The organism is Streptomyces sp. BBFR51 (genome assembly GCF_044591655.1).
Classification (GTDB): Bacteria; Actinomycetota; Actinomycetes; order Streptomycetales; family Streptomycetaceae; genus Streptomyces.
Genome location: NZ_CP172448.1, coordinates 8,013,499 through 8,035,787 on the forward strand (window position 1 = coordinate 8,013,499; position 22,289 = coordinate 8,035,787).

The 22,289-nt window shown below is 73.3% G+C and carries 25 protein-coding genes; 13 read left to right on the top strand and 12 right to left on the bottom strand.

Annotated features, from left to right (window positions below):
• The first annotated feature begins 101 nt into the window (after positions 1–101).
• Both ACGH7X_RS36380 and ACGH7X_RS36385 read left to right on the top strand, forming a co-directional pair.
• Positions 102–1,868 (top strand): ABC transporter ATP-binding protein, encoded by a 1,767-nt coding sequence (locus tag ACGH7X_RS36380; RefSeq protein ID WP_399893948.1) that lies wholly within the window; start codon positions 102–104, stop codon positions 1,866–1,868.
• Positions 1,869–1,995: 127 nt separating this feature from the next.
• Positions 1,996–2,259, top strand: coding sequence for a DUF5133 domain-containing protein (locus tag ACGH7X_RS36385; protein WP_399893951.1), 264 nt, complete (start codon positions 1,996–1,998; stop codon positions 2,257–2,259).
• 39 nt (positions 2,260–2,298) lie between these two features.
• Here the strand turns inward: ACGH7X_RS36385 and ACGH7X_RS36390 are convergent, their stop codons facing one another.
• A complete protein-coding gene (locus ACGH7X_RS36390) occupies positions 2,299–3,267 on the bottom strand; it encodes a GlxA family transcriptional regulator (RefSeq protein WP_399893954.1) in 969 nt (322 codons plus the stop codon).
• Positions 3,268–3,465: 198 nt separating this feature from the next.
• Between ACGH7X_RS36390 and ACGH7X_RS36395 the strand changes: the two genes are divergently transcribed.
• A complete protein-coding gene (locus tag ACGH7X_RS36395; RefSeq protein ID WP_399893957.1) occupies positions 3,466–3,957 on the top strand; it encodes a hypothetical protein in 492 nt (163 codons plus the stop codon).
• A gap of 108 nt (positions 3,958–4,065) precedes the next feature.
• Positions 4,066–4,281: a hypothetical protein gene (locus tag ACGH7X_RS36400; protein WP_393806709.1), complete on the top strand. Its 216-nt coding sequence runs from the start codon at positions 4,066–4,068 to the stop codon at positions 4,279–4,281.
• A 40-nt stretch (positions 4,282–4,321) separates the two neighbouring features.
• Here ACGH7X_RS36400 and tgmB read toward each other — a convergent pair whose 3' ends face one another.
• From tgmB to ACGH7X_RS36415, 3 genes are all read right to left on the bottom strand, one after another.
• Positions 4,322–5,308, bottom strand: coding sequence for an ATP-grasp ribosomal peptide maturase (tgmB, locus tag ACGH7X_RS36405; RefSeq protein ID WP_399893961.1), 987 nt, complete (start codon positions 5,306–5,308; stop codon positions 4,322–4,324).
• Between the two features lie 16 nt (positions 5,309–5,324).
• On the bottom strand, positions 5,325–5,516 hold the full coding sequence (gene tgmA, locus ACGH7X_RS36410; RefSeq protein ID WP_073728776.1) for a putative ATP-grasp-modified RiPP: 192 nt from the start codon (positions 5,514–5,516) through the stop codon (positions 5,325–5,327).
• Positions 5,517–5,635: 119 nt separating this feature from the next.
• Positions 5,636–5,956: a DUF1232 domain-containing protein gene (locus ACGH7X_RS36415; RefSeq protein ID WP_399893964.1), complete on the bottom strand. Its 321-nt coding sequence runs from the start codon at positions 5,954–5,956 to the stop codon at positions 5,636–5,638.
• A gap of 204 nt (positions 5,957–6,160) precedes the next feature.
• On the opposite strand from ACGH7X_RS36415, the gene ACGH7X_RS36420 reads away from it, so the two are divergent.
• The gene (locus ACGH7X_RS36420; protein ID WP_399893967.1) at positions 6,161–7,573 is read left to right on the top strand and encodes a hypothetical protein; all 1,413 of its coding nucleotides are present in this window, start codon (positions 6,161–6,163) and stop codon (positions 7,571–7,573) included.
• A gap of 70 nt (positions 7,574–7,643) precedes the next feature.
• Here the strand turns inward: ACGH7X_RS36420 and ACGH7X_RS36425 are convergent, their stop codons facing one another.
• The 4 genes from ACGH7X_RS36425 to ACGH7X_RS36440 form a co-directional block, all read right to left on the bottom strand.
• Positions 7,644–9,773, bottom strand: a complete 2,130-nt coding sequence (locus tag ACGH7X_RS36425; protein ID WP_399893970.1) for a xanthine dehydrogenase family protein molybdopterin-binding subunit — start codon at positions 9,771–9,773, stop codon at positions 7,644–7,646.
• A gap of 26 nt (positions 9,774–9,799) precedes the next feature.
• Entirely contained in the window at positions 9,800–10,792 is a 993-nt protein-coding gene (locus tag ACGH7X_RS36430; RefSeq protein ID WP_399893973.1) for an FAD binding domain-containing protein, read from the bottom strand.
• Positions 10,793–11,353 (bottom strand): (2Fe-2S)-binding protein, encoded by a 561-nt coding sequence (locus ACGH7X_RS36435; protein ID WP_399893976.1) that lies wholly within the window; start codon positions 11,351–11,353, stop codon positions 10,793–10,795.
• A gap of 170 nt (positions 11,354–11,523) precedes the next feature.
• The gene (locus ACGH7X_RS36440; protein ID WP_399893979.1) at positions 11,524–12,690 is read right to left on the bottom strand and encodes a hypothetical protein; all 1,167 of its coding nucleotides are present in this window, start codon (positions 12,688–12,690) and stop codon (positions 11,524–11,526) included.
• 196 nt (positions 12,691–12,886) lie between these two features.
• On the opposite strand from ACGH7X_RS36440, the gene ACGH7X_RS36445 reads away from it, so the two are divergent.
• The gene (locus ACGH7X_RS36445; protein ID WP_399893982.1) at positions 12,887–13,681 is read left to right on the top strand and encodes an SDR family NAD(P)-dependent oxidoreductase; all 795 of its coding nucleotides are present in this window, start codon (positions 12,887–12,889) and stop codon (positions 13,679–13,681) included.
• 27 nt (positions 13,682–13,708) lie between these two features.
• On the opposite strand, the gene ACGH7X_RS36450 is transcribed toward ACGH7X_RS36445, so the two are convergent.
• On the bottom strand, positions 13,709–14,767 hold the full coding sequence (locus ACGH7X_RS36450) for a YihY/virulence factor BrkB family protein (protein WP_399893985.1): 1,059 nt from the start codon (positions 14,765–14,767) through the stop codon (positions 13,709–13,711).
• Positions 14,768–14,971: 204 nt separating this feature from the next.
• Here ACGH7X_RS36450 and ACGH7X_RS36455 point away from each other — a divergent pair, with 204 nt between their 5' ends.
• The 5 genes from ACGH7X_RS36455 (at position 14,972) to ACGH7X_RS36475 (ending at position 17,639) form a co-directional block, all read left to right on the top strand.
• Positions 14,972–15,367, top strand: coding sequence for a hypothetical protein (locus tag ACGH7X_RS36455; protein ID WP_399893988.1), 396 nt, complete (start codon positions 14,972–14,974; stop codon positions 15,365–15,367).
• The gene (locus ACGH7X_RS36460; RefSeq protein WP_399893991.1) at positions 15,364–16,149 is read left to right on the top strand and encodes a hypothetical protein; all 786 of its coding nucleotides are present in this window, start codon (positions 15,364–15,366) and stop codon (positions 16,147–16,149) included. Before ACGH7X_RS36455 ends, ACGH7X_RS36460 begins: the two co-directional genes overlap by 4 nt.
• Before the next feature lie 38 nt (positions 16,150–16,187).
• On the top strand, positions 16,188–16,712 hold the full coding sequence (locus tag ACGH7X_RS36465) for a roadblock/LC7 domain-containing protein (RefSeq protein WP_399893994.1): 525 nt from the start codon (positions 16,188–16,190) through the stop codon (positions 16,710–16,712).
• A gap of 42 nt (positions 16,713–16,754) precedes the next feature.
• A complete protein-coding gene (locus ACGH7X_RS36470) occupies positions 16,755–17,129 on the top strand; it encodes a hypothetical protein (RefSeq protein WP_351401801.1) in 375 nt (124 codons plus the stop codon).
• 102 nt (positions 17,130–17,231) lie between these two features.
• On the top strand, positions 17,232–17,639 hold the full coding sequence (locus ACGH7X_RS36475; RefSeq protein ID WP_399893997.1) for a DUF3224 domain-containing protein: 408 nt from the start codon (positions 17,232–17,234) through the stop codon (positions 17,637–17,639).
• A 65-nt stretch (positions 17,640–17,704) separates the two neighbouring features.
• On the opposite strand, the gene ACGH7X_RS36480 is transcribed toward ACGH7X_RS36475, so the two are convergent.
• Positions 17,705–19,069 (bottom strand): FAD-dependent oxidoreductase, encoded by a 1,365-nt coding sequence (locus ACGH7X_RS36480; RefSeq protein WP_399893998.1) that lies wholly within the window; start codon positions 19,067–19,069, stop codon positions 17,705–17,707.
• Positions 19,070–19,296: 227 nt separating this feature from the next.
• Between ACGH7X_RS36480 and ACGH7X_RS36485 the strand changes: the two genes are divergently transcribed.
• The gene (locus ACGH7X_RS36485) at positions 19,297–20,763 is read left to right on the top strand and encodes an MFS transporter (protein ID WP_399894001.1); all 1,467 of its coding nucleotides are present in this window, start codon (positions 19,297–19,299) and stop codon (positions 20,761–20,763) included.
• Between the two features lie 43 nt (positions 20,764–20,806).
• Here ACGH7X_RS36485 and ACGH7X_RS36490 read toward each other — a convergent pair whose 3' ends face one another.
• Positions 20,807–20,953 carry a hypothetical protein gene (locus ACGH7X_RS36490; RefSeq protein ID WP_279561145.1) on the bottom strand — a complete coding sequence of 49 codons (147 nt, stop codon included), beginning with the start codon at positions 20,951–20,953 and terminating at the stop codon, positions 20,807–20,809.
• Between the two features lie 154 nt (positions 20,954–21,107).
• On the opposite strand from ACGH7X_RS36490, the gene ACGH7X_RS36495 reads away from it, so the two are divergent.
• Positions 21,108–21,281: a CsbD family protein gene (locus ACGH7X_RS36495; protein ID WP_399894004.1), complete on the top strand. Its 174-nt coding sequence runs from the start codon at positions 21,108–21,110 to the stop codon at positions 21,279–21,281.
• A gap of 124 nt (positions 21,282–21,405) precedes the next feature.
• Here ACGH7X_RS36495 and ACGH7X_RS36500 read toward each other — a convergent pair whose 3' ends face one another.
• Complete coding sequence (locus tag ACGH7X_RS36500) at positions 21,406–22,248, bottom strand: chitosanase (protein ID WP_399894006.1); 843 nt, start codon at positions 22,246–22,248, stop codon at positions 21,406–21,408.
• Positions 22,249–22,289 lie beyond the last annotated feature (41 nt).

Genomic DNA, 22,289 nt, shown 5'->3' on the forward strand with positions numbered 1-22,289 from the left:
CTTCCAAGGCGCGGAACGGTGTGGCGAACTCCTCGCCGACGGGGTAGGAAAGCGCGGGAAGTAAGCGCTTGCCCCACTCGGTCACCAGGAGGACCACGCCGATGGCGTCGCCCGAAATGCCGCTCGATCACCGCTACCGGGGCGAACACCCGATACGCACACTCGTCTACCTGTTCCGGGCCGACCGCCGCCGACTGGCGGGCGCCGTCGCCGTCTTCACCGTCAAGCACAGCCCCATATGGCTGCTGCCCCTCATCACCGCGTCCATCATCGACACCGTCGTGCAGCACGGCCCCATCGGCAACCTGTGGACCAGCACCGGGATCATCATGTTCATCCTGGTGGTCAACTACCCGCTGCACCTGCTGTACGTCCGCCTCCTGTACGGCAGCGTGCGCCGCATGGGCACCGCCCTGCGCTCCGCGCTGTGCACACGCATGCAGCAGCTCTCGATCGGCTACCACTCGCGCGTCAGCGCGGGTGTACTCCAGGCCAAGGTCGTGCGGGACGTGGAGACGGTGGAACAGATGGTGCAGCAGACCGCCGAGACGGGGCTCGGCGCGTTCACCGTGCTCACCGGCGGCCTGGTCATCATCGCCGTGCGCACCCCGGAGTTCCTGCCCGTCTTCCTCGTCGTCGTCCCCGCCGCCTCCCTCCTCGTGGCCCGGCTCCGGTCCCGGCTGCGCGCCCACAACGAGCACTTCCGCCACGAGGTCGAGACCCTGTCCTCACGGGTCACGGAGATGACCCGGCTCATCCCGGTCACGCGCGCCCACGGCCTGGAGGGCAAGGCGCTGCGCCGCATGGACGGCACCCTGGACCGGCTGCTGACCTCCGGGATGCGCCTGGACCTGGTCAACGGCCGCTTCGGCTCGCTGTCCTGGGTCGTGCTCAACGTGGTCGGCGTGCTGGTGCTCGCGGGCGCCGCGCTGATCTCGTACTACGACGTCTGGGGGGTCACCGCCGGCGACGTCGTCATGCTCAGCGCCTTCCTGACCACCCTCACCAACTCCACGACCACGTTGGCGAACCTGGCCCCGGTCATCACCAAGGGCCTGGAGTCCGTCCGTTCGGTGGGCGAAGTGCTCCAGGCCCCCGAACTGGAGGACAACGAGGGCAAGGCGGAAGTGACCTCGCTGCGCGGAGCCGTCGCCTTCGAGGGCGTCGGGCACCTCTACGAGAGCGACGGGCGGCCCGCGGTGCAGGACTTCACCCTTGCCGTCGAACCCGGCGAGACCGTCGCGCTGGTCGGCGCGTCCGGCGCCGGCAAGTCCACCGTACTCAACCTGGTCATCGGCTTCCTGCGGCCGACCTCGGGCCGGCTGCTGCTCGACGGCACCGACATGAACACCCTCGACCTGCGCACCTACCGGCGTTTCGTCTCGGTGGTGCCGCAGGAGTCCGTCCTCTTCGACGGCACGATCCGGGAGAACGTCGCCTACGGCATGGACGACGCCGACGAGGAGACGGTGCGCAGTGCGCTGCGCGACGCCAACGCGCTGGAGTTCGTCGACCGGTTGCCGCGGGGCCTGGACACGCTGGTCGGAGAGCACGGCGCCCGGCTGTCCGGCGGGCAGCGCCAGCGCCTGGCCATCGCCCGCGCGCTGATCCGGGACCCCCGGGTGCTCATCCTCGACGAGGCCACCTCGGCGCTGGACACCCGCTCGGAGGCGCTGGTCCAGCAGGCGCTGGCCCGGCTGCTGCGCGGGCGCACCACCTTCGTCGTGGCGCACCGGCTGTCCACCGTGCGGGGCGCGGACCGGATCGTGGTCATGGGCGAGGGCCGCGTCCAGGAAATCGGCACCCACGAGGAACTGCTCGCCAGGGGAGGGGCGTACACGGCACTGCACAGCGGCCAGGTGGCCTGACGAGGTCCACGGTGGCGGTCGGACAGGGTGCGACAGTTTTCCGCCATGTGTGAGCGGGGGTGCGCACGGTGTGATTGTTTGGGCCGGGTCCGGGCATACGCAGCGAAAATCGAGAGAGGGGCGCTTCGTGCTCGAACCGGACCCGAAGGTCGTCAGGGAGTTGCTGACGCGGTACGCGTCACTGCGGATCGCTCAGGCGGAGAGGGAGCGGTCCGCGACGGCGCGGGAGCTGGCGGACGTCAGCTACACACTGTGCGTGATGATGGCGACGACCAGCGTCCACGACGCGTTGGCGAAGGCCGACGCGCTGCTGCTCGCCAGGGGGCGGCCGGTGCGGGAGGTCCGCCCGGCGGACGCCGACGGCGAGAGCGGCCTGTCGCTGGCTGTGTGAACCCGTCGGGCCGCAGGTAGCAGCCCGAGTCTCGGGCTGCTACCTGCGGCCCGACGATGACGGGGCCCGCCCCCGGAAGGCAGCGCGGTAGGCGTACGGAGTGGTGCCCACCACCCGGCGAAACCGCTCCCGGAACGCCGTGGGCGAGCCGAACCCGGCCTGCCGGGCGATCCGTTCGATCGAGTGGTCGCCGTTCTCCAGCAGGTACTGGGCCCGCCGCACCCGCGCCCGCAGCAACCACTGCAGCGGAGTGGTGCCCGTCTGCTCGCGGAACCGGCGGCTGAACGTGCGCTCACCCATCCCCGAACGCGCCGCCATCGCAGCGAGGGTGACCTCCCCGGCGAGGTTGTCCTCGATCCACTCCAGCAGCGGCTCCAGATCCGAACCCCGCGGCACCGGCGGATGCTCGTGCACGATGAACTGGGCCTGACCGCCCTCCCGTTCCAGCGGTACGACACACATCCGGGCGGCGTGCGCGGCGACGGCCGACCCCAGGTCCCGGCGGATCATGTGCAGGCACATGTCCAGGCCGGCGGCGGCGCCCGCCGAGGTGAGGATCTGCCCGTTGTCGACGTAGAGCACGTCCGGCTGCACCTCCACCCGCGGGTAGCGGCGGGCCAGTTCCGCCGCGGCGACCCAGTGGGTGGTGGCCCGCAGGCCGTCCAGCAGCCCGGCCCGGGCGAGCACGAAGGCGCCCACGCACACCGACGCGATCCGCGTACCGGCACCGGCCGCCCGGCGCAGCGCCTCCAGGACGCGGTCGGAGGGCGGGCCGGACTCCTCGGAGCGCCCCGGCACGATGATCGTGTCCGCGCTCTCCAGCGCCTCCAGGCCCCGCTCGATCCGGAGGGTGAGGCCCTCGGTGCGCACCTCGGGCGACTCCGCGCACAGACTCACCCGGTAGGGACTGCGCCCGTCGGGCAGCCGCGTCCAGTCGAACGTCTGCATGGGGGCCGCCATGTCGAACGGCACCACGTCGTCCAGGACCAGGATCGCCACCGAGTGCATGGACGCCACCATAGGCGGATTCCCGCCGGACGCAGAAGTCCTCGCCAGGCCCGGTCCCGCCGCGGACACTCCTGGTCGCGGGCCCTGGCGAGAATCCGTTGGAAGCTGTCATTTCAGCCCCTGTGAGCTTACTCGCGGGTTTCCTACCGTGGTTTTCGATCACCGCATCACCCGAACCCGCCTCCCGGAGCCCGACCGATGACCAAGATCCTGCTGTCCCTCCACGTCCTGGCCGCCATCATCGCGGTCGGACCCGTCACCGTCGCGGCCAGCATGTTCCCGGCGGCGGCCCGCCGGGTGCCGGTGGCACTGCCGGTCGGGGGAGAGGCCGGAGACGCGCCGGCTGCCGGGGACGTGGGCACCGTCCGGCTGCTGCACCGGATCTGCCGGGTCTACGCCGCTCTCGGCATCGCGGTCCCGGTCCTCGGCTTCGCCACCGCGTCCGCGATGGGTGTCCTCGGGGACGCCTGGCTCATCACGTCCATCACCCTCACCGCGGCCGCCGCCGGAATCCTGGTCGCCTTCGTCCTGCCCCGCCAGGAGGAACTCCTCGAGCAACTGACCGAGCGGCAGCCCGTCGAACGGTCCCGCACGGCCCGGCTCGCCATGTTCACCGGCCTGTTCAACCTGCTGTGGGCCACGGTGACCATCCTCATGATCGTCCGGCCCGGCTCCACGACCGGCGCCTGAGCGGACGTCACCTCCTGGGCGGAATGTGCACCACCGGGTGGACGGGCGCCTAGACTGCTCAGTCGCGCCTCCGTGCGGGGGCGGACGACACGAAAGGCACGTTGACGGGTGTTCCAGGATTCCCCCATCTACGACCGACTCGTCGCCGAACGCGGTGACGTCCCCGAGCAGGTGCGGCGGGACGCCGAGCGTGTGAGCAGGGAGCTGGAGGTGGTCATGCGTCCGTTGCACGCCCCCGGGCACCTGCCCGGCGCCGAGCGCCGGCCGTCCCCGGGCGCCGGCTGGCAGCGCACCGCCCTGCTGCCCGGCCCGCGCCCGCACTGACGGGCGGCACCGCGAGGGGCGCACCGGAACTCGCCCGAACTCACCCGACGGCCGCCGCGCCCGGACCGTCCGCGTCCACCGGATCCGCGGACCCGGGCCGCGCCAGCCACTCGGCGATGGTGCGGGCGATCGGCTGACCGGTGTCCACCTCGACGAAGCCGAACTGCCCCGACTGATTGCACTCGAGGAACCACCAGGTGCCGTCGCCGTCCTCGGCGAAATCGAGCGCGCCGTAGGCCAGCTGGGCCGCCCGGAGATAGGCGCGGACCCCCTCGGCGACGCGCGGCGGCACCTCTGCGGGCCGCCACGGCTCGCCGGACGCGGCGAAACGGACGTCCACCTCGTCGGGGTCCAGGCCCGCGAGCACCGTCTTCCGGGCGGCCAGCAACGTGTCGCCGACGACGGTCAGCCGGATGTCGGCACGCTTGGTGACCCGGCGTTGCAGCAGCGTCGGGCCGTGGGCGACGGCGGAGAAGTCGGCCTCGGGCGGGACCCGGCTGGTCGGCACCGCCAGCGGCGGATCCTGCGGGTGCGCCCCCGAAACGGGCTTGACCACCAGATCCGGATAGCGCTCGGCGAACTCGCGCGCCGCCCGTGGGAACGTCGTGATCAGCGTGGCGGGCACGGGCAGCCCGCACTGCTGGGCCAGACGCAACTGCCAGGGCTTGTACCTGGCCCGGTGCGCGGCGTCCGGCTGGTTCATCCAGCGTGCGCCCGAGCCGCGGAGCATGCCGTAGAGCGCCTGCCCGGCCTCCTCGGTCAGCCACGGGGACGGTTCGGCGGCCCGCGTGGCCGCGCCGCCGGGCCTGCGCACCCAGACGGACCGCAGCCCGCCGATGCTCACCAGGCGTCCCCCCGAGGACAGATGGCCCCTGAAGGAGCCGTGCACGAACTCGCCGGAGAGCGCGACGGAGTCGGTCAGATCGGCGGGGTCCAGGCGGACCACCGGTACTCCCGACGCGTTCAGGTGCACCACCACCATGTCCGCGGTGACGTCCTCTTCACTGGTCAGGATCAACACGGTCATATCCGACGACCCGTGTTCAGTCGTCGAAGTGAGTCTTCGACCCCGCGGTGGAGGTCGTGGTCCCCAGCTCTCTCAGCAGCGCGTGGTCACCGGCGGCCACCCGCCCGTCGAGGAGCACGTTCAACTGCAGCCCGGAGTCGTAGACGTACGGAGTGGTGGCTTCCAACTCCACTGCGGGCCGTGCGTAGTTGAGCGCGAACGGTTGCATCGTCTCTCCCTAGTCGGTGCTGCGCCGATCAGGCGACGATCCCTTTGCGCCGTCACCTGGTCCGCCGACTTCCTTCGGCTTCCAGTGACTTATACGAATCGAACGGGTGAATGGTTTCCTTACGCTGCGTAGTCACCGGGCGGGCCCGTGGCCCGTCGCCGGTCCGCGGCCCCGCGCCGGCCGCCGAGCGGACCGCGCGCGGAGCGCAGCGCGAGGAGCAGCACACCCACGTCGTCCAGGTAGACCGGATCGGGCAACAGGTCCGCCGGAAGCACCAAGTAGAGGACGGCACCCCAGAACACCCAGCGCGGTCCCGTGGGAAGCCCGGCCCGCCTGAGATCCCGTCGGGTGCGGACCAGCCGCACCAGGACGGCGACCGCCGCCGCGAGGACGAACGCCGCGAGCAGCACCGCCACGACGATCACTGTGGTCGTATCCACGGTCCCCTCCTTGTGGCGCGCGGCACGCGCCTCGTTACCCGGATGCCCGTTCGCGGCGGCGGCAAGACCGGAGCACGGGGTCTCTCATCCCTGTGGCGCACTCGAGTGGCACGGCCGGGTGGACGTGCCTAGTAATGGCAGCACACAGCGCGAGTCGCATGTCGGGGACGCAGGGCGGCCGCACCCCCATCACACGGAGAGATCATGACCACCGGATCTTCCTCACCCCGCTCGCCCGAGTACGCCATATCCGCCCTGGACCTGCCCACCGGGGAGACGACCACGACCACCGGCACGGCGCGACCGCCGGGCGCGGACCCCGATGCCCGGCCCCGTGCCGGCCGGCCCTCGCCCGACCGGGAGGGCGACGTCTGGGACGTCGACCTCGACGACCCCGACCTCCCCGAACTCGAACCCGACCCGGACGTTCCCGACCCCGGCCTCGACAGCCCCGGCCCGCACGAGCCCGGCCCGCGCGAACTCGACGGAGCCGCAGCCGCAGCCGCAGACGCCGGAGCGGCAAACGCGTACGGCGACCCGGTCGGCGACCTGGTGCGCGCCGCGGTCGCCGACCGGCCGCTGGACGACGTCGTCGACCTGATCACGACGCTGGAGCAGTCACCGAGGTACGCGCAGGCCACGATCGACGCGCTGCGCGCGGTCGGCGTGAACCGGTCCGTCGAGGACGTGACCCGGCTGGTCGGCCTGCTGACCCGGCCGCCGCGCCACTCGGACAGCGCGGACGAGGCGATCCGGGCCGCGGCGGAGTGCCGCTCCGTGGAGGACGTGACCCGGCTGATGGCACTGCTGCACCGCACGCCCCTGGAACCGCACTGCGGACAGGAGGCCGTACGGGCCGCCGCCACCGGCCGGCCCGTCGAGGAACTGGTCGAACTGATCGGCCGGCTCGCCGAGGACGGACACGTACGCGCGGAGCGCCCCGACGCACGGCAGGCGCGGGCCGCCCAGGACACGACCGGCGAGGACGAAGGGCGGGAGTCCGCCGACCGACCGGCAGGCCTCGCCGGAGCGTTCACCGGAGCGGACCGCCGCGGTCGCGGCCGCGAGCGCCGCAGGCCGCCCCGCCCCGCCCGCCTGCGGCGCGAGCGCGACAACGACCGGGCCCCGCGCGAGCGCGACCGGGCCCGCGTCGAGCGTGACCGCGACCGTGCCGCACGCCGGGCCGCCCGGGGACCGGCCTGGCCTGCCTGGCTCACCGTCGCGGTCCTGGCCGGGTGCGGCGTCGCCTACTTCCCGCTGCGCCGCGCCGACGCCTCCGCGAGCGCCTACGGGGTGGCCCTCGGCCTGTCGGCGCTCTGCCTGGTGCTGGCCCTGCTGCTGACCGTGCGCCCCGCCGTACCGCTGCTCGCCGCGGCGGTCGTGGGACCCGCGGCACTGGCCGCGGCCAAGCTCTACGGCAGCGCCACCTCCTCGGCCCGGGTGTCCCCGGTCACGGACCTCACCCTGGCCCCCACCTGGATCGCGGTCGCGGTGGCCGTGGCAGCCTCGCTCGTCGCGCTGACGGCCCTGTGCGTGCGGGTGGCGGTGGCGTCGCGGGACTCCGCCCGGCGCCGCCCGGCCCGCCGGGTGGCCGTGGCGCGCACCGCAGCGGACTGAGTGCCGCCCACCCCCGCACACCACGTGGTCCGCGTCGGAAGGACATCCGGCGCGGACCACGCGTCCGGTCTCAGGCCCCCAGCATGCCCGCGGGATGCCCGTGTTCGAGCAGGGCGGTGAGCACCCGGTCCGGAGTGAGCGGCAGTTCCCGGAAGCGGATACCCGTGGCGTGGTGGACGGCGTTGCCCACGGCCGCCGCCGAGCCCACGATCCCGATCTCGCCGATCCCCTTGCTGCCCATGGGATTGAGGCGGTCGTCCTCCTCGTCGACCCAGTGCGCTTCCACGTCCGCCACGTCGGCGTGGGCGGGCACGTGGTAGGACGCCAGGTCGCGCTCGACGAAGTCGCCGAACGCGGGGTCCATCGTGCTGTCCTCGGTCAGTGCCATGCCGAGGCCCATCGTCATGCCCCCGATGAACTGGGAGCGCGCCGTACGGGCGTTGAGGATGCGCCCCGCGGCGAAGACTCCCAGCATCCGGGTCACCCGTACCTCACCGCTGACGGTGTCGACGGTGACCTCGACGAAGTGCGCGCCGAACGCGTGCCGGGCGAAGGGGCTCTCGGCGTCGGCGGTGCCGGAGGTGTCGGCGTCGGCCGTGAGGCCGCCCTCGGGCAGCGGCCCGGAGTGCTCGGCGAGCAGACCGGTGAGCCGCTCGCACGCCGCGTGCACGGCCCACCCCCAGGAGGCGGTGCCGGAGGAACCACCGGCCATGGGGGCGAACCCGATGTCGCTGTCGGCGACTTCGACGCGGACCCGGTCCAGCGGGGCGCCGAGGGCGTCGGCCGCGATCTGCGCGAGTACCGTCCGGGCACCCGTACCGATGTCGGTGGCGTTGACCCGGACGAGGAAGCCGCCGTCGGGCAGCGCCCGCGCCGAGGCGACGCAGGGGGAGACCAGGACCGGATAGGTGGCCGAGGCCACCCCGCTGCCGACCAGCAGGGGCCCGGCACGGCGGGAGCCCGGTCGCGGATCGCGCCCCTGCCACCCGAAGCGGCGGGCGCCCTCGCGCAGACACTCCACCAGATGCCTGCTGCTGTAGGGCTTGCCGCTGTCGGGCTCGGTCTCCGGTTCGTTGCGGATCCTCAGCTCCACCGGGTCGACGCCGGCTTCGGCGGCCAGCTCGTCCATGGCGGACTCGAGGGCGTACATGCCGGGGCACTCGCCCGGGGCGCGCATCCAGGACGGCGTGGGCACGTCCAGCGCCGCCACCCGGTGCAGCGTACGCAGGGCGGGAGTGCCGTACATGACGCGCGCGGGGACCGCCGCCTGCTCCACGAACTCCTTCACCCGGGACGTCTGCGTGGTCACCTCGTGCACGAGGGAGGTGAGCCGGCCGCGGGCGTCGGAGCCCAGGCGCAGCCGGTGCAGGGTCGGCGCGCGGTGTCCGACGACGGCGGGCAGGTAGCGGCGCGGCAGCGCGACGGTGACCGGCCGGCCCGTCTCGCGTGCCGCCAGCGCGGCCAGCACCACGTCAGGACGCGGTGTGCCCTTCGAACCGAAGCCGCCCCCCACGTGCTCGGCGCGCACCTCGATCCGGTCGCCGGGCAGGCCGAACAGCCGGGCCAGTTCCGCGCGCACGGCGCTGGTGCCCTGGCTGGACGAGTACACGGTCAGCCGCTCGCCGTCCCAGTGCGCCGTGCTGCTGTGCGGTTCCATCGGGTGGTTGTGCAGCGGCGGGACCCGGTACTCGACGTCCAGCCGGGTCGCCGAGGCGGCGAAGGCGGTGTCGGGGTCGCCGTGTTCGGTGACCGCCGCAAACCCCCCGTTGGCCGTTTCGGGCACGTACGCCTCGGGATGAGAGGCGGTGAGCGTCACGTCGAAGTGCTCGGTCTCGTAGCCGACCCGGACGGCGGCGGCACCGGCGCGGGCCGCCTCCAGCGTCTCGGCCACCACCAGGCCCACGAACCAGCCCCGGTGCGGGACGTGCGGGCTCTGCAGCACGGCCAGGGTCGGGTCGTCGGGATCGCCGAGCCGGGGCGCGTTCTCGTGCGTGAGCACCGCGAGTACGCCGGGCAGGGCGAGCGCCGGTGCGGTGTCGACGCCGGTCACCCGGCCCCGCGCGACCGTCGCCGGCACGGGCCAGGCCTGGGCGCGGCCCGGAGCGTCGTACTCGGCGGCGTACCGGGCGGTGCCGGTGACCTTCTCCCGCCCCTCCCGGCGCTCGACCGGAGCGCCCAGGACGGCATCGGTGGCGGTCATGGAGTCCTCCTCGTGGACGCCGGGGTTCAGGTCGTGGCGGGCGGGGCGAGCCGGCCCAGTACGTCCAGGGCGAGCCGGCGGGCCAGCGGCACCTTGTAGGCGTTGTCCCGCAGCGGTTCGGCGGCGGCCAGCTCCAGGTCGACGGCGTGTTCGAACGCCGCCGCCGTGGGCGCCGCGCCCACCAGCGCGTCCTCGGCCCGCCGGGCCCGCCAGGGCCGGTGCGCCAGCGCCCCGAAGGCGATCTGCGCCCGGTCCACCACCCCGTCCGTCATGTGCAGCACCGCGGCGACGGAGGCCAGCGCGAAGGCGTACGACGCCCGGTCGCGGGCCTTGCGGTACGCCGAGGGCAGTCCGGCCGTGGCCGCGGGCAGGGTCACGCCGGTGATCAGCTCGCCGGGGTGGATCTCCGTGTCCCGCTCCGGGTGCAGCCCGGGGAGCCGGTGGAAGTCGGCGGCGGGCACGCTCCGGGTGCCGTCGGGGCCGTGCAGCTCCACGCGCGCGTCGAGGGCGGCGAGCGCCACCGCCATGTCGGAGGGGTGCGTCGCGATGCACTGGTCGGAGTGGCCGAGCACCGCGTGGTCGCGGTGCACGCCCTCCATCGCGCCGCAACCGGTGCCGGGCTCCCGCTTGTTGCAGGGCTTGGAGACGTCCTGGAAGTACGGGCAGCGGGTGCGCTGGAGCAGGTTGCCGCCGGTGGTGGCGGCGTTGCGCAGCTGCCCGGAGGCGCCCGCGAGCAGCGCCTGGGACAGCGCGGGGTAGCGGTCGCGCACGGCGGGGTGGGCCGCGAGGTCGCTGTTGCGGACCGTCGCGCCGACCCGGAGCCCGCCCTCGGGCAGCTCGTCCACCCCGTCCAGCGGCAGCCGGGTGACGTCGACGAGCGCGGCGGGCGTCTCCACGCCGAGCTTCATCAGGTCGACGAGGTTGGTGCCGCCGCCGAGGTAGCGGGCGCCGGGGTGGGCCGCGAACGCGTCGGTGGCCTCCTCGACGCTGTCGGCGCGTACGTAGGCGAAGGGCTTCACTCAGATCACGTCCTCAACCGCGTCGGCGATACGCGGGTACGCGCCGCACCGGCACAGGTTGCCGCTGAGCCGCTCCCGGATCTCCTCCCGGCCCAGCGCGACGGGCTCCCCGGAGGGCGTCGCCGGGTCGGTGACGTGGGACGGGTGCCCGGCCGCGGCCTCGGCGAGCACGCCGACCGCGGAGCAGATCTGGCCCGGGGTGCAGTACCCGCACTGGAAGGCGTCGCGTTCCAGGAAGGCCCGCTGCACCGGATGCAGTTCCTCGCCGTCCCCGGCGAGACCCTCGATCGTGGTGATCTCGCAGCCGTCCAGGGCGACCGCGAACAGCAGGCAGCTGTTGACGCGCCGCCCGTCGACCAGGACCGTACAGGCACCGCACTGCCCGTGGTCACAGCCCTTCTTGGCACCCGCGAGCCCGAGATCCTCCCGCAGGAGATCCAGCAGGACACGGCGGTGGTCGACGGTGAGGGTGTGCGGTTTGCCGTTGACGCGAAGCGTGGTCTGTGAACGGGAGGACTCCGGTGGGCGGGAAGCTGGGGCGCTCTGGTGCTGGCTGTCCATGGCGTCGATGACCTTCCGGGACGGGCCGCTGCTGTGCCGTCCGCGTATCCACCTCGCGTCGGATGACACGTGAGGGTGCCCTCAGTGGCATCCTCGGCCCGCGACCCCCGGCACCGGCCCGGACACGGATCGCCGCGTCGGGTCACCGCCGGTCGAAGGCCCCGTCGCAGTCAGTCGCCCTGCTGGTCCGACGGTCCGTGGGCGTCCCGGTCGGCCGGGTCCGGGCGGGACGGCCGGGCGGAGCCCCGGAAGCGGTCGAGGGTGCGGGTCAGACCTCGTCGGGGGGACGCCGGGGGCGCGGCGGGGGGCGGTGGACCGGCCGGGGCTGCCGCGGCGGACTCGCGGTACACGGCGAGGGCCTCGGCGGCGCGTTCGGCCGCCTCCCGGTAGAGGTCCCGGGACCGGGTCATGGCCTCCAGCGCCTCGGCGTACATCGCCACCAGCTTGCGCGCGCGCTCCACTTCCTCCGCCGGCGTCAGCAGCCGCCAGTCCTCCCGCAGCGAGGCGAGGGCCGCCACCGCGTCGTCGGGCAGCGGCCTGGGCAGCGCGGCGTAGGACGTCACCGCCGCGATCAGGCCGGTGGGCTCGGAGCCGTCCAGGAAGACGGTGCGCACGGAGAAGTCCCCGGCGTCGTAGCCGGCCGGGGCCGGGGCCCCGGGCAGCACCACCGCGCCGCCGCGCGGCACCTGGACGCCGAAGTCCTCCAGGGCCCAGTTCACCACCCGCAACTGCTGCGGCGCGGCGCGATGCTCGACCACCCGGTGCCGCAGGGCGGGCGGCAGACGCTGCGCCAGCGGCACCCGGCCCCGGTGGTCGGGGGTCATCGCCTCGTGCACGACGACGTGGATGTTCCACGGGCTGCGCCCGGCCGCCCTGAACAGCCGGCGCACGGCCTTGTCGTCCTCCGGCACGGTGTTGAGGCCCCGCAGCCGCAGCCCCGTGGCGGCGTCCCGGTCCCAGGTGACGTCCGGGTCGTCGGGCCAGAACATGGTGGCGGGGGAGGGCCAGGCGTCCTCCCAGGCCTCCTCGGCCTCCGCCAGCAGCGTCCACTCCTGCCCGCCGGCCGAGCCGGGCTCGAGGATCAGCCTGGCCCGGACGGTCACGGTCCCGGACGCCTTCCAGCGGGCTTCGAAGATGCGGGGCCCGGCGGTCCCGTCGGCCGGCGCCTCGGCCGTCGGCTCGTCGGGCGGCTCCAGGAAGTCGTCGAGGACGTGGCCGTCCTTGAGCCGCTGCAGGGTGTGCCGGACGGTGTCCTCGGCCGCGGAGCCGACGTGACGGCCGCGAGCGGCCCACAGCGTGGGCGGAGTCGTGGGGCGGGCGGTGGGAGAGGTCGGCATGAGTCCATCGGGCAGCAGGGGCAAGGACGTAGGCAAGTATCGTCGCCGCAGGTCAGCGGAGAGCATCCGGGGGGTCCGCCGACCGGGCGTGCCGCGGCGGGGTGCGCGGTGCGGCCGACGCGTTCCCGGGTGCGCCGTGGGCGAGGGTGGGCAGGAGCAACCCGACCGACCGTACGGCACGAGAAGGAGTGACCTGATGAACCTCGACCTCGGCGGACGCACCGCACTGGTGACGGGCTCCTCGCAGGGCATCGGGGCGGCGATCGCCGCGGGGCTGGCCCGGGCCGGCGCCACCGTGGGCGTCAACGGGCGCGACGCCGGCCGCCTGGAGGAGAGCGTCGCGAAACTGCGCGCCGAGGTGCCGGACGGCGTGTTCGTGCCGGTCGCGGCCGACCTCGGCACCGAGGAGGGCGCGGAACGTGCCCTTCGGACGCTGCCCGACGTCGACATCCTCGTGAACAACCTCGGCGTCTTCGGCGCCGTGCCCGCGCTGGAGATCAGCGACGACGAGTGGCGCCGCTACTTCGAGATCAACGTCCTGGCGGGTGTCAGGCTGACGCGCGCCCATCTCCCCCGGATGAGGGAACGCGGCTGGGGACGGGTGCTGTACATCGCGAGTGACTCGGCCGTCGTGATCCCGGCCGAGATGATCCATTACGGGGTCTCCAAGACGGCCCTGCTCGGCGTCGGCCGCGGCTTCGCCAAGGAGGCGGCGGGCAGCGGCGTCACGGTGAACTGCGTCATCGCGGGACCCACGCACACCGAGGGCGTCGAGGACTTCGTGTACCAACTGGTCGACCGCGACCTGCCCTGGGACGAGGCACAGCGCGCCTTCATGCGCGAGCACCGCCCGCAGTCCCTGCTCCAGCGGCTGATCGAGCCGGAGGAGATCGCCAACCTCGTGGTGTACCTCAGCTCGCCCCAGGCCTCCGCCACCACCGGCGCGGCCGTCCGCGTCGACGGCGGGTACGTCGACTCCATCCTCCCGTAGCGCTCCCGGCCCCACCGCTCCACCGCCTCACTCGTCCGCGGCCGCGCGGCGCCGGTCCTTCTCGTCCCAGGCCCGGGTGTCGCGCGGCTCGACGTACGGCTCGTCGTCGGGCGCGTGGCCGCCGTCGATGACCCGCTGCCGGGCCAGCTCGGCGTCGAACTCCAGGCCGAGCAGAATGGCCAGGTTCGTGACCCACAGCCACACCAGGAAGACGATGACACCGGCCAGGGTGCCGTACGTCTTGTTGTACGAGCCGAAGTTGGCCACGTAGAACGCGAACCCGGCGGAGGCGAGCAGCCAGATCAGCAGCGCCACCACGCTGCCCGGTGAGACCCACTTGAAGCCCTTGACCCGGGCGTTCGGGGTGGCCCAGTACAGGATCGCGATCATGAAGGTGACGAGCACGACCAGCACCGGCCACTTGGCGATCGACCACACCGTGAGCGCGGTGTCGCCGACCCCGAGCGCCGTGCCCGCCTGCTGGGCCAGGCTGCCGGTGAACACGACGATGAGCGCGCTGACCACCGCGAGCACGAGCAGCACCACGGTCAGGGCCACCCGCAGCGGCAGCACCTTCCACATCGGGCGCCCCTCGGGCACGTCGTAGACGGCGTTCGCCGAGCGGATGAACGCGGCCACGTAGCCGGACGCCGACCAGACGGCACCCACCAGACCGACCACCGCCAGCACGGAGCCGAGGCCCGCCTTGGCCTGCAGTTGCTCAATGGCGTTCGTGATCACGTCCCGCGCCGAACCGGGCGCGAGTTTCTGTACGTTGTCCAGGACCTCCCGGGTGGCGGACTCCCCGGCGATGCCGAGCAGCGAGACCAGCACCAGCATGGCCGGGAACAGCGACAGGATCCCGTAGTAGGTCAGGGCGGCCGCGCGGTCGGTCAGCTCGTCGTCCTTGAACTCGGCGACCACGCGCCGCAGCAGCGCGGACCACGAGCGTTTGGGCAGTTCGGTGGGGGAGTCGGGGGCGTCCTGTTCGGTGGAGGCGTCCGGGCCGTAGTCCTCGGGCACCGTCTCGTCCGCCGGATCGTCCTTCGTGTGCTTCCCGCGGTGGGGAAGATGCGGTCGGGCCATGCACAGCGGGTTGCCCGTCTCTGCATGCGCATGCCCGCCCCTGCGGGCGGGTGACGACGGGTCCCGGCACGGTCAAAATACCGCAGTATGCCGCAGCGCGGGCACGTTCCTCTGGAAAATGCCAAAGCGCTCACCGGATGCGTGCACTTTCCGTAGTGTCGTCGTCACGTTCGCGGTACTGCCGTGCAGGGGAGGGGATCCGGCGTGCCCGGAATCGACGAGAGTCTGCTGGAAGCCATGCGACTGCCCGGCGCTCGGGGCGCGTCGCTGGTCGACTGGATCAGCGGGCTCGCGCTGGGCGCCGTCGGCGAGGCGCCGGGCGGCGACTGGGAGGCGACGGCGGCGGAGACGGCGGAGCTGGGCAGGCACGTCGCGGAGAGCGGCTCCCTGGCGGCCGGCGGCGCTGCCGACCCGGGCAAGGAACCGCCGGTCGAGGACATGATCGCCACCACCGCCGACGCCTACCACCTGCTCAGGTTCGTCAGCACCCCGTTCGACAGCACCGTCTTCCTCCACCTGTGGCTGGACCGCCACGACGGAAACCTCGCCCTGGCCCGCATCCGGCTGGCCGAGATGGCCGACCGCCTGGTGCTCGGATGACCCGGGTGACGACCACCTGGACCACGCACGAGACGACGTCCGCCGCCCTCGGCGCGCTCGCGACCGAGGGGGCGACCGGTGCCCTGTCGGGCGAGCGGGGCATCGTCTACCTCTCGGCGGGCCGCGTCGTGCACGTGGAGTCGGCCTTCACCCCCGACCTCGGCGCGCTGCTCATCCGCAGCGGCGCCGTCCCGCCCGACGGCTGGTGGGACGCGGTCGACCGGGGCGGGACACAGCACCGGGTCGGCCACCGGCTCGTGGACAGCGGCCGGCTCACCGCCGGGGCGCTGGAGGTCTGCCACCTGGGCGCGCTGTTCGACGCCGCCTACTTCGTCCTCGCCCACGACGCACGCGCGCAGCGCTTCAGGCCCGGTGCGGTGCACTGGCTCGGCGCGGTCCGCTCGGTGGCGGTCGACGTGGTCGTCCGCGAGTCCGGACGGCGGCGGGCGCTGCTGGACCGCATCTGGCCGGACCCCGCCATCGACACCGTCCCCCTCACCCGGGTGCCGGGCACCGACACCGCCGAGCTGCCCGTGCGGCGCGGCCGGACCCTGACGCAGGTCGACGGCGTCCGCACCGCCGCGGAGATCGCCTCGGCGCTCGCCTGCCGCACCTACCACACCCTCGTCGAACTGCGCCGCCTGGCCGCCGACGGCCTCGTCCGGGCCGCACCACCCGCGGTCCCGCCCCCGCACCCGGGCCCGGACCCGAGCGCGGTCGTGTGGGACGACCCCGACACGACCCTGCTGCGACGGCTCCGAGACGCCCTGGAGGCCCTGTGACCCGCGCGCGCCGCCGGCGTGACGAAAGGAGACTGCTCATGGCCGTCGAGAGCGACGTCCTGGACGAACTGCACCGCATGCGCAACCGCGTGCCCCAGCTGACCGGGTCCCTCGCGGCCACCGTGGACGGGCTGGTCCTGGCCCACGACGCGCCGGGCACCGAACCGGAGGGCCTCGCCGCGCTCACCGCGGCCGCCCTCGGCGTGGCGCACCGCATGGCCGAAGCCACCGCGCGCGGCGGATTCCGCGAACTGCTGCTGCGCGGGGCCGACGGCTACGTCGCCACGTACGCCGCCGGTCCGGCCGCCGTGCTCACCCTGCTCGCCGACGGCCGGGTCAACGTGGGCCGGCTGCACCTGGAGGGCCGGCGCAGCGGTGCGCGGATCGGAGAGCTGGTCGCCACCCACGTCGGGCAGGACCGCGGCCGTCCCCCGGCCGCCGAACCCCTCGCCACGCTCGAGTCGGACACGGAACGCCGTATCGGCACCCTGCCGGTGCGCACCCCGCAGCGGCCCGCACACCAGCCCACTCCCCAGGCCGGCGGCCACCGCCGGCCGATCTGACCAACCGATCGCGTACCGATCACGTCCGGAAAGGAAACCACCATGGCCAACCTGGAGACCTCGCTCAAGGAATGCCTCAGCTCCATCGACGGAGCGACCGCCGCCGCGCTGGTCGACTACACCAGCGGGATGGCCCTCGGCACCCTCGGCGGCGGCAAGGACTTCAACCTGGAGGTCGCCGCCGCCGGCAACACCGACGTCGTGCGCTCCAAGCTGCGCACGATGGAGCACCTCGGTCTGAAGGAGGAGATCGAGGACATCCTGATCACCCTGAACACCCAGTACCACATGATCCGCCTGCTCAAGGGCCGCGGCGGCAACGGGCTGTTCCTCTACCTGGTGCTCGACGCGAGCCGCGCCAACCTGGCGATGGCCCGCCACCAACTGCGCCGGATCGAGAACGAACTGGAGGTCTGACCCCGACCGCGCGTTCGCCACTCGCGGGTCCGGCGGGGCACCTCCCCGCCGGACCCGGTCGTCGCGACCCGGGGTGTCGGTGGTGGGCGATACGGTCGCCCCATGAAAGCGACCGGAACGTTCACAGTGAAAGACTTCACCCCGGCGGACGTGACGCCGGGGGCGCCCGTGACCACCGGGCTCCCGGTGGGAGTGGCGACGATGGAGAAACGGTTCGAGGGGGCGGTCGCCGGCCGCTCGGCGACCGTGTTCACCGCCGCCTACGACCAGGAGACAGGCGTCGGCACCTATCTGGCCATGGAGTCCTTCGAGGGCACCTTGGACGGGCGGGACGGCGCGTTCAACTTCGTGCACTCGGCGACGACCACCGGCAGCGACAACACGGCGGAGTTCTTCACCGTCGTACCGGCCAGTGGAACCGGGGACCTGGCCGGCATCTCGGGCTCCGGCGGCCTCACCTCGGACGCCGACGGCACGCACCGGATCTGGTTCGAGTACGAGCTGGGCTGAAGTCCGTCACCGGCCGACCGGCGCCGGGGCCCCGCCAGGAGGCCGCCGGTGCCGGCAGCCGCGGTTCAGGCGCCGCTCTCGCGGAGCATGTCCTCGCGCTCGACGAACTTCACGCGCTCGCGCCCCTGCGGCTCGCCCAGCGCCTTCTCCGCGGCGTCGAGGCGGTACCAGCCGTCCCAGGTGGTGAAGCGGACGTCGCGCTCGGCGAGGAAGGCGTCCACGGCCTCCGGAGCGGGCGAGGCGGGCGTCTGGAGACGGCCGTTCGCGTAGTCGTCCAGCAGATGGGACACCGTCTCGTTGGCGTCGCCCTTGGTGTGGCCGATCAGACCGACCGGGCCGCGCCGGATCCAGCCCGTGACGTACGTCGACTGAAGGTGCTCGCCGGACTCCTGGACGACCCGGCCGCCCGTGTCCGGGACCGTTCCCGAGTCGAGGTCCCAGGGCAGCTTGGGGAGCTGGTCGGACAGGTAGCCGACGGCCCGGTAGACCGCCTGGACGTCCCAGTCCTTGAACTCGCCGGTGCCCTTGACGTTGCCGGTGCCGTCCAGCTCGGTGCGCTCGGTGCGCAGGCCGACGACCTTGCCGTCCTCGCCGAGGATCTCCGAGGGCGACTCGAAGAAGTGCAGGAACAGCTTGTGCGGCCGGTCGCCGACGTCGCGGATCGCCCAGTTCTCCAGGGTCTTGGCGACCATGTCGGCCTGCTTGTTGCCGCGCCGCGTCGCGATCGAGCCCTCGTCGTAGTCGATGTCCTCGGGGTCGACGATGACCTCGATGTTGGGGGAGTGGTCCAGCTCCCGCAGCTCCATCGGGCTGAACTTCGCCTGCGCCGGGCCGCGGCGGCCGAAGACGTGGACCTCCAGCGCCTTGTTGGCCTTCAGGCCCTCGTGGACGTTCGGCGGTATCTCGGTGGGCAGCAGCTCGTCCGCCGTCTTGGCCAGGACGCGGGCCACGTCGAGGGCCACGTTGCCGACGCCGAGGACCGCGACCTTCTCCGCCTCCAGGGGCCAGGTGCGCGGCACGTCGGGGTGGCCGTCGTACCAGGACACGAAGTCGGCCGCGCCGTAGGAGCCGTCCAGGTCGATGCCGGGCACGGACATGGCCCGGTCCGCCGTGGCGCCGGTGGCGAAGATCACACCGTCGTAGAAGGCGCGCAGATCGTCCAGGCTGACGTCGGTCGGGTAGTTCACGTTGCCGAAGAGACGGATCTGCGGCTTGTCGAGTACCTGGTGCAGGGCCGAGATGATGCCCTTGATCCGCGGGTGGTCGGGCGCGACGCCGTACCGGATGAGTCCGAACGGGGCGGGCATGCGCTCGAAGATGTCGATGGACACACCGGGGCCGGCGGCCACCTCGGACTTGAGCAGGGCGTCGGCGGCGTAGATCCCGGCCGGGCCGGATCCGACGATGGCTACCCGCAGAGGGCGGGGCATGTTCAGGTTCCCTTCGAGCGGCAACAGATCGACTCTGGGGGAAGCCTAAGCTAAGGCAAGCCTAAGTCGGTACGCGGGTCCGGTCTATGAGGTCATAAGGACGTCTTATGGGATCCCATGGTTCAGGTTTGGGGCACGGGTGGGCCCGGGTTTGAAGCCCCGGTCACGGGTGACGCAGGCGTGGGGCGCGGTGACGCGTCCCGTGCCGCCTCACGAGGGGAGTCCGCGTGCAGCGCCCCGACGACAGCCCGGATCCGAACCGGTGGCGGGCCCTGTGGGTGACCCTGGTCGCCGGTTTCATGACCCTGCTGGATGTGACCATCGTCGCCGTGGCCCTGCCGTCCATGCAGCGGGGACTGCACGCCTCACCGGCTTCCGTGCAGTGGGTCGTCTCCGGCTACGCGCTCGCGTTCGCCCTGACCCTGGTGACCGCGGGCCGGATCGGTGACGCGTTCGGCAGGCGCCGCGTCTTCCTCCTCGCCCTGGCCGCCTTCGTGCTCTTCAGCGCCGCCGCGGGGGCCGCGCCCGGCATCGAGCTGCTGGTGGCCGCCCGGCTCGCCCAGGGCGTCGCCGCGGGCAGCCTCGCACCGCAGAACTCGGCACTGATCCAGCAGCTGTTCCGGGGCGCGGAACGCGGGCGCGCCTTCGGGCTCTTCGGCGCCACCGTGGGGGTCTCCAGCGCCGTGGGCCCGGTCGTCGGCGGTCTCATCCTGGCGCTGGCCGGCCCCGCGGGCTGGCGGTGGATCTTCTACGTCAACGTGCCGGTCGGCGTGCTCGCGCTCCTGCTCGGCTTCCGCCTGCTGCCCCGGGTGGCGCCCGGCGGCCGCGGGCGGCTGGATCCGGTGGGGGTGGTGCTCCTGGGCGTCGGGATCCTGACCCTGATGACGCCGCTGGTGCTCGCCGAGAGCGGTGGCCTGACCAGGGTGTGGTGGCTGTTCCCGACGGGACTGCTCGTGCTGTTCGGCTTCGCGTGGTGGGAGCGCCGCGTCGCCCGGCGGGGCGGGCAGCCGCTCCTCGAACCGGGACTGCTCACCGAGACCCGTGGCTACGCCACCGGCGCGGGCCTGGCCGCCCTGTACTTCGTCGGATTCAGCGGGGTGTGGCTGGTGTTCGCGCTCTTCTTCCAGAACGGGCTGGGCTACTCACCCCTCATGTCCGGCCTGGCGGTGACCCCGTTCGCCGCGGGCTCGGCCGTCGCCGCGGCCGTGGCGGGCCGGCTGGTGGAACGGCTGGGGCGGCTGCTGACGGTCTGGGGACTGGTCGCCGTCATGGTGGGTCTGGGCACGACCGCGCTGGTGCTCTGGCTCGCGCCCTCCGGCCCGGCCGCCTGGATCGCGGCTCCGGCCCTGCTGCTCGGCGGGCTCGGCAGCGGCTGTGTGATCTCCCCGAACATCACGATGACGCTCCGTGACGTCCCGGTGCGGATGGCGGGCGCCGCCGGGGGTGCCCTGCAGACGGGGCAGCGGCTGGGCGGCGCGGTGGGCACCGCGGCGCTGCCGGGGCTGTTCTACCTGACGCTCGGCGCCACCCACGACGACTACCACGAGGCCGTGGCCGTGTCGGTGGGCACCGGCGTGGCCGCCATGCTGTGCGCGCTCACCGTCGCGGTCCGCGACTGGCGCCGGGACCGCGACGGCGACCGGCCCTGCTCGCCGGAGGTGTCCCACAGCCACACCCACGCCGGTCAGCACTGACCGGCGTGGCTCGCCACCCTGCGCGGCCTCTGTCCGCCCGCGCTCAGCGGCGCTTGCCGAACTTCCGCAGCATCTCCTGCGCCTGCGCGCGGCGACGCGGGTCCGAGGCCGCCCGGCGCACCTGCTCGGTCGCCCTGCGGCCCTGCGGGCTGCGCGCGAACCGCTTGATCCGGTCCAGTACTCCGGCCATGACGTTCCTCCGAGTCGACGACGGACCTGCCTTGTCCGTGCTCGTACCCCGAGGTGTGCCGAACACCCCGCCGGCCGTGCGGGGGTTTGGGCGCGCCGCGGCGGGCGACCCGCAGGGCAGGACATCGCAAGCGAACGCCGAGAGGTGAGCCACTGTGGCCGGCAATCAGAAGTCCAAGTCCAAGATGGAACAGGCCAAGGGGAAGGCCAAGGAAGCGGTCGGCCGCGCCGTCGGCAACGAGAGGATGACGGCCGAGGGTCGCGCCGAGCAGTCCAAGGGCGACGTCCGGCAGGCCAAGGAGAAGGGCAAGGACGCGTTCCGGCACTGACACCGGTACGAGTCCGGCGGCACACGGGCCGCGGAACCCGGCATACGGCCGGTTCCGCGGCCCGCGTCGTGCCCGGCGGCCCCGGGTGCGGGCAGCTGGTCCCGCCGGGGCCCGGGGCCCGGGGTCAGCCGATGTGGTAGCTGTCCCCGTACACGTGCCAGTCCAGCGGCGGGTCGAGGTCCAGGTTGCCCTCGTTCAGGAAGACGCGCTGCGCGGTGTCGACCCGGCTGGTGTCGCTGTGCGCCTCCTCCTGCTTCATGGCCCACACCCGCGCGTCGAGGAACGCGTGCAGGTAGGCCACCTCGTCGCCGCCCTCGGCCGGGGGCCTGGCATTGCCGAGGGCCCGCTCCCGGATGCTGCCGAAGCTCGCGGGGTCGCCGCCGTCGCCGTGCATGACGATCGCGTCGTAGTACGCGAACTGCCCCAGCGTCCGCAGCCCGTCCTCCTTGCCCCGCCGTACGGCCGGGTCGAAGTAGACGCGGTCGCGCTCGTCGTCCTGCGCCCGGCGGAACTCCGGGTCGCCCGCGGCCCGGCGCCAGTCGTCCGGGAAGCCGGGATCGAGGCCCTCGTGCGAGTCGGTGCCGTCGACCTGGCGCAGCGCCGGCAGATAGCGGGCGAGCACGTTGCCGGGGCTGCGGTCGCTGTAGAGCTCCACCAGGTCGAGCATGTCGCCGGTGCCGGAGCAGAAGCCGATGATGCCCGCGGTGTAGCCGCGACCGTCACCTATGTCCTCGATGTACTGGTACTGCGCCTTCCAGTCGAGCGAGGAGTTCTCCGCGCTCGACACCAGCTGCATGGCGATCTCCTTCTTCGCCGGGTCGTCGAGCCCCGTCGCGCGCGCGGGTGTCGCCGCGGCCCGCGAGGGGGTGAGGAGGGGGACTGTCACCAGGGACGCGCATGCCATGGCGAGCACGGTACGGCGCGAGGTGCCTGCGGGGCGCGCCGGGTCGGGGAACGGGTGCCTCACGGAATCTCCAGGTGTCGTGGGGGGATGGGAGTGCCGGGCAC

Coding starts and splice junctions, on each gene's coding strand:
- ACGH7X_RS36435 (WP_399893976.1), bottom strand. CDS start 11,353: ATGGACAGCCAGCACCAGAGCGCCCCAGCTTCCCGCCCACCGGAGTCC.
- ACGH7X_RS36490 (WP_279561145.1), bottom strand. CDS start 20,953: ATGGCCGGAGTACTGGACCGGATCAAGCGGTTCGCGCGCAGCCCGCAG.
- ACGH7X_RS36395 (WP_399893957.1), top strand. CDS start 3,466: ATGACCAAGATCCTGCTGTCCCTCCACGTCCTGGCCGCCATCATCGCG.
- ACGH7X_RS36450 (WP_399893985.1), bottom strand. CDS start 14,767: ATGGCCCGACCGCATCTTCCCCACCGCGGGAAGCACACGAAGGACGAT.
- ACGH7X_RS36390 (WP_399893954.1), bottom strand. CDS start 3,267: ATGCACTCGGTGGCGATCCTGGTCCTGGACGACGTGGTGCCGTTCGAC.
- tgmA (WP_073728776.1), bottom strand. CDS start 5,516: ATGCAACCGTTCGCGCTCAACTACGCACGGCCCGCAGTGGAGTTGGAA.
- tgmB (WP_399893961.1), bottom strand. CDS start 5,308: ATGACCGTGTTGATCCTGACCAGTGAAGAGGACGTCACCGCGGACATG.
- ACGH7X_RS36425 (WP_399893970.1), bottom strand. CDS start 9,773: ATGACCGCCACCGATGCCGTCCTGGGCGCTCCGGTCGAGCGCCGGGAG.
- ACGH7X_RS36380 (WP_399893948.1), top strand. CDS start 102: ATGGCGTCGCCCGAAATGCCGCTCGATCACCGCTACCGGGGCGAACAC.
- ACGH7X_RS36465 (WP_399893994.1), top strand. CDS start 16,188: ATGGCCGTCGAGAGCGACGTCCTGGACGAACTGCACCGCATGCGCAAC.
- ACGH7X_RS36460 (WP_399893991.1), top strand. CDS start 15,364: ATGACCCGGGTGACGACCACCTGGACCACGCACGAGACGACGTCCGCC.
- ACGH7X_RS36420 (WP_399893967.1), top strand. CDS start 6,161: ATGACCACCGGATCTTCCTCACCCCGCTCGCCCGAGTACGCCATATCC.
- ACGH7X_RS36470 (WP_351401801.1), top strand. CDS start 16,755: ATGGCCAACCTGGAGACCTCGCTCAAGGAATGCCTCAGCTCCATCGAC.
- ACGH7X_RS36475 (WP_399893997.1), top strand. CDS start 17,232: ATGAAAGCGACCGGAACGTTCACAGTGAAAGACTTCACCCCGGCGGAC.
- ACGH7X_RS36480 (WP_399893998.1), bottom strand. CDS start 19,069: ATGCCCCGCCCTCTGCGGGTAGCCATCGTCGGATCCGGCCCGGCCGGG.
- ACGH7X_RS36440 (WP_399893979.1), bottom strand. CDS start 12,690: ATGCCGACCTCTCCCACCGCCCGCCCCACGACTCCGCCCACGCTGTGG.
- ACGH7X_RS36445 (WP_399893982.1), top strand. CDS start 12,887: ATGAACCTCGACCTCGGCGGACGCACCGCACTGGTGACGGGCTCCTCG.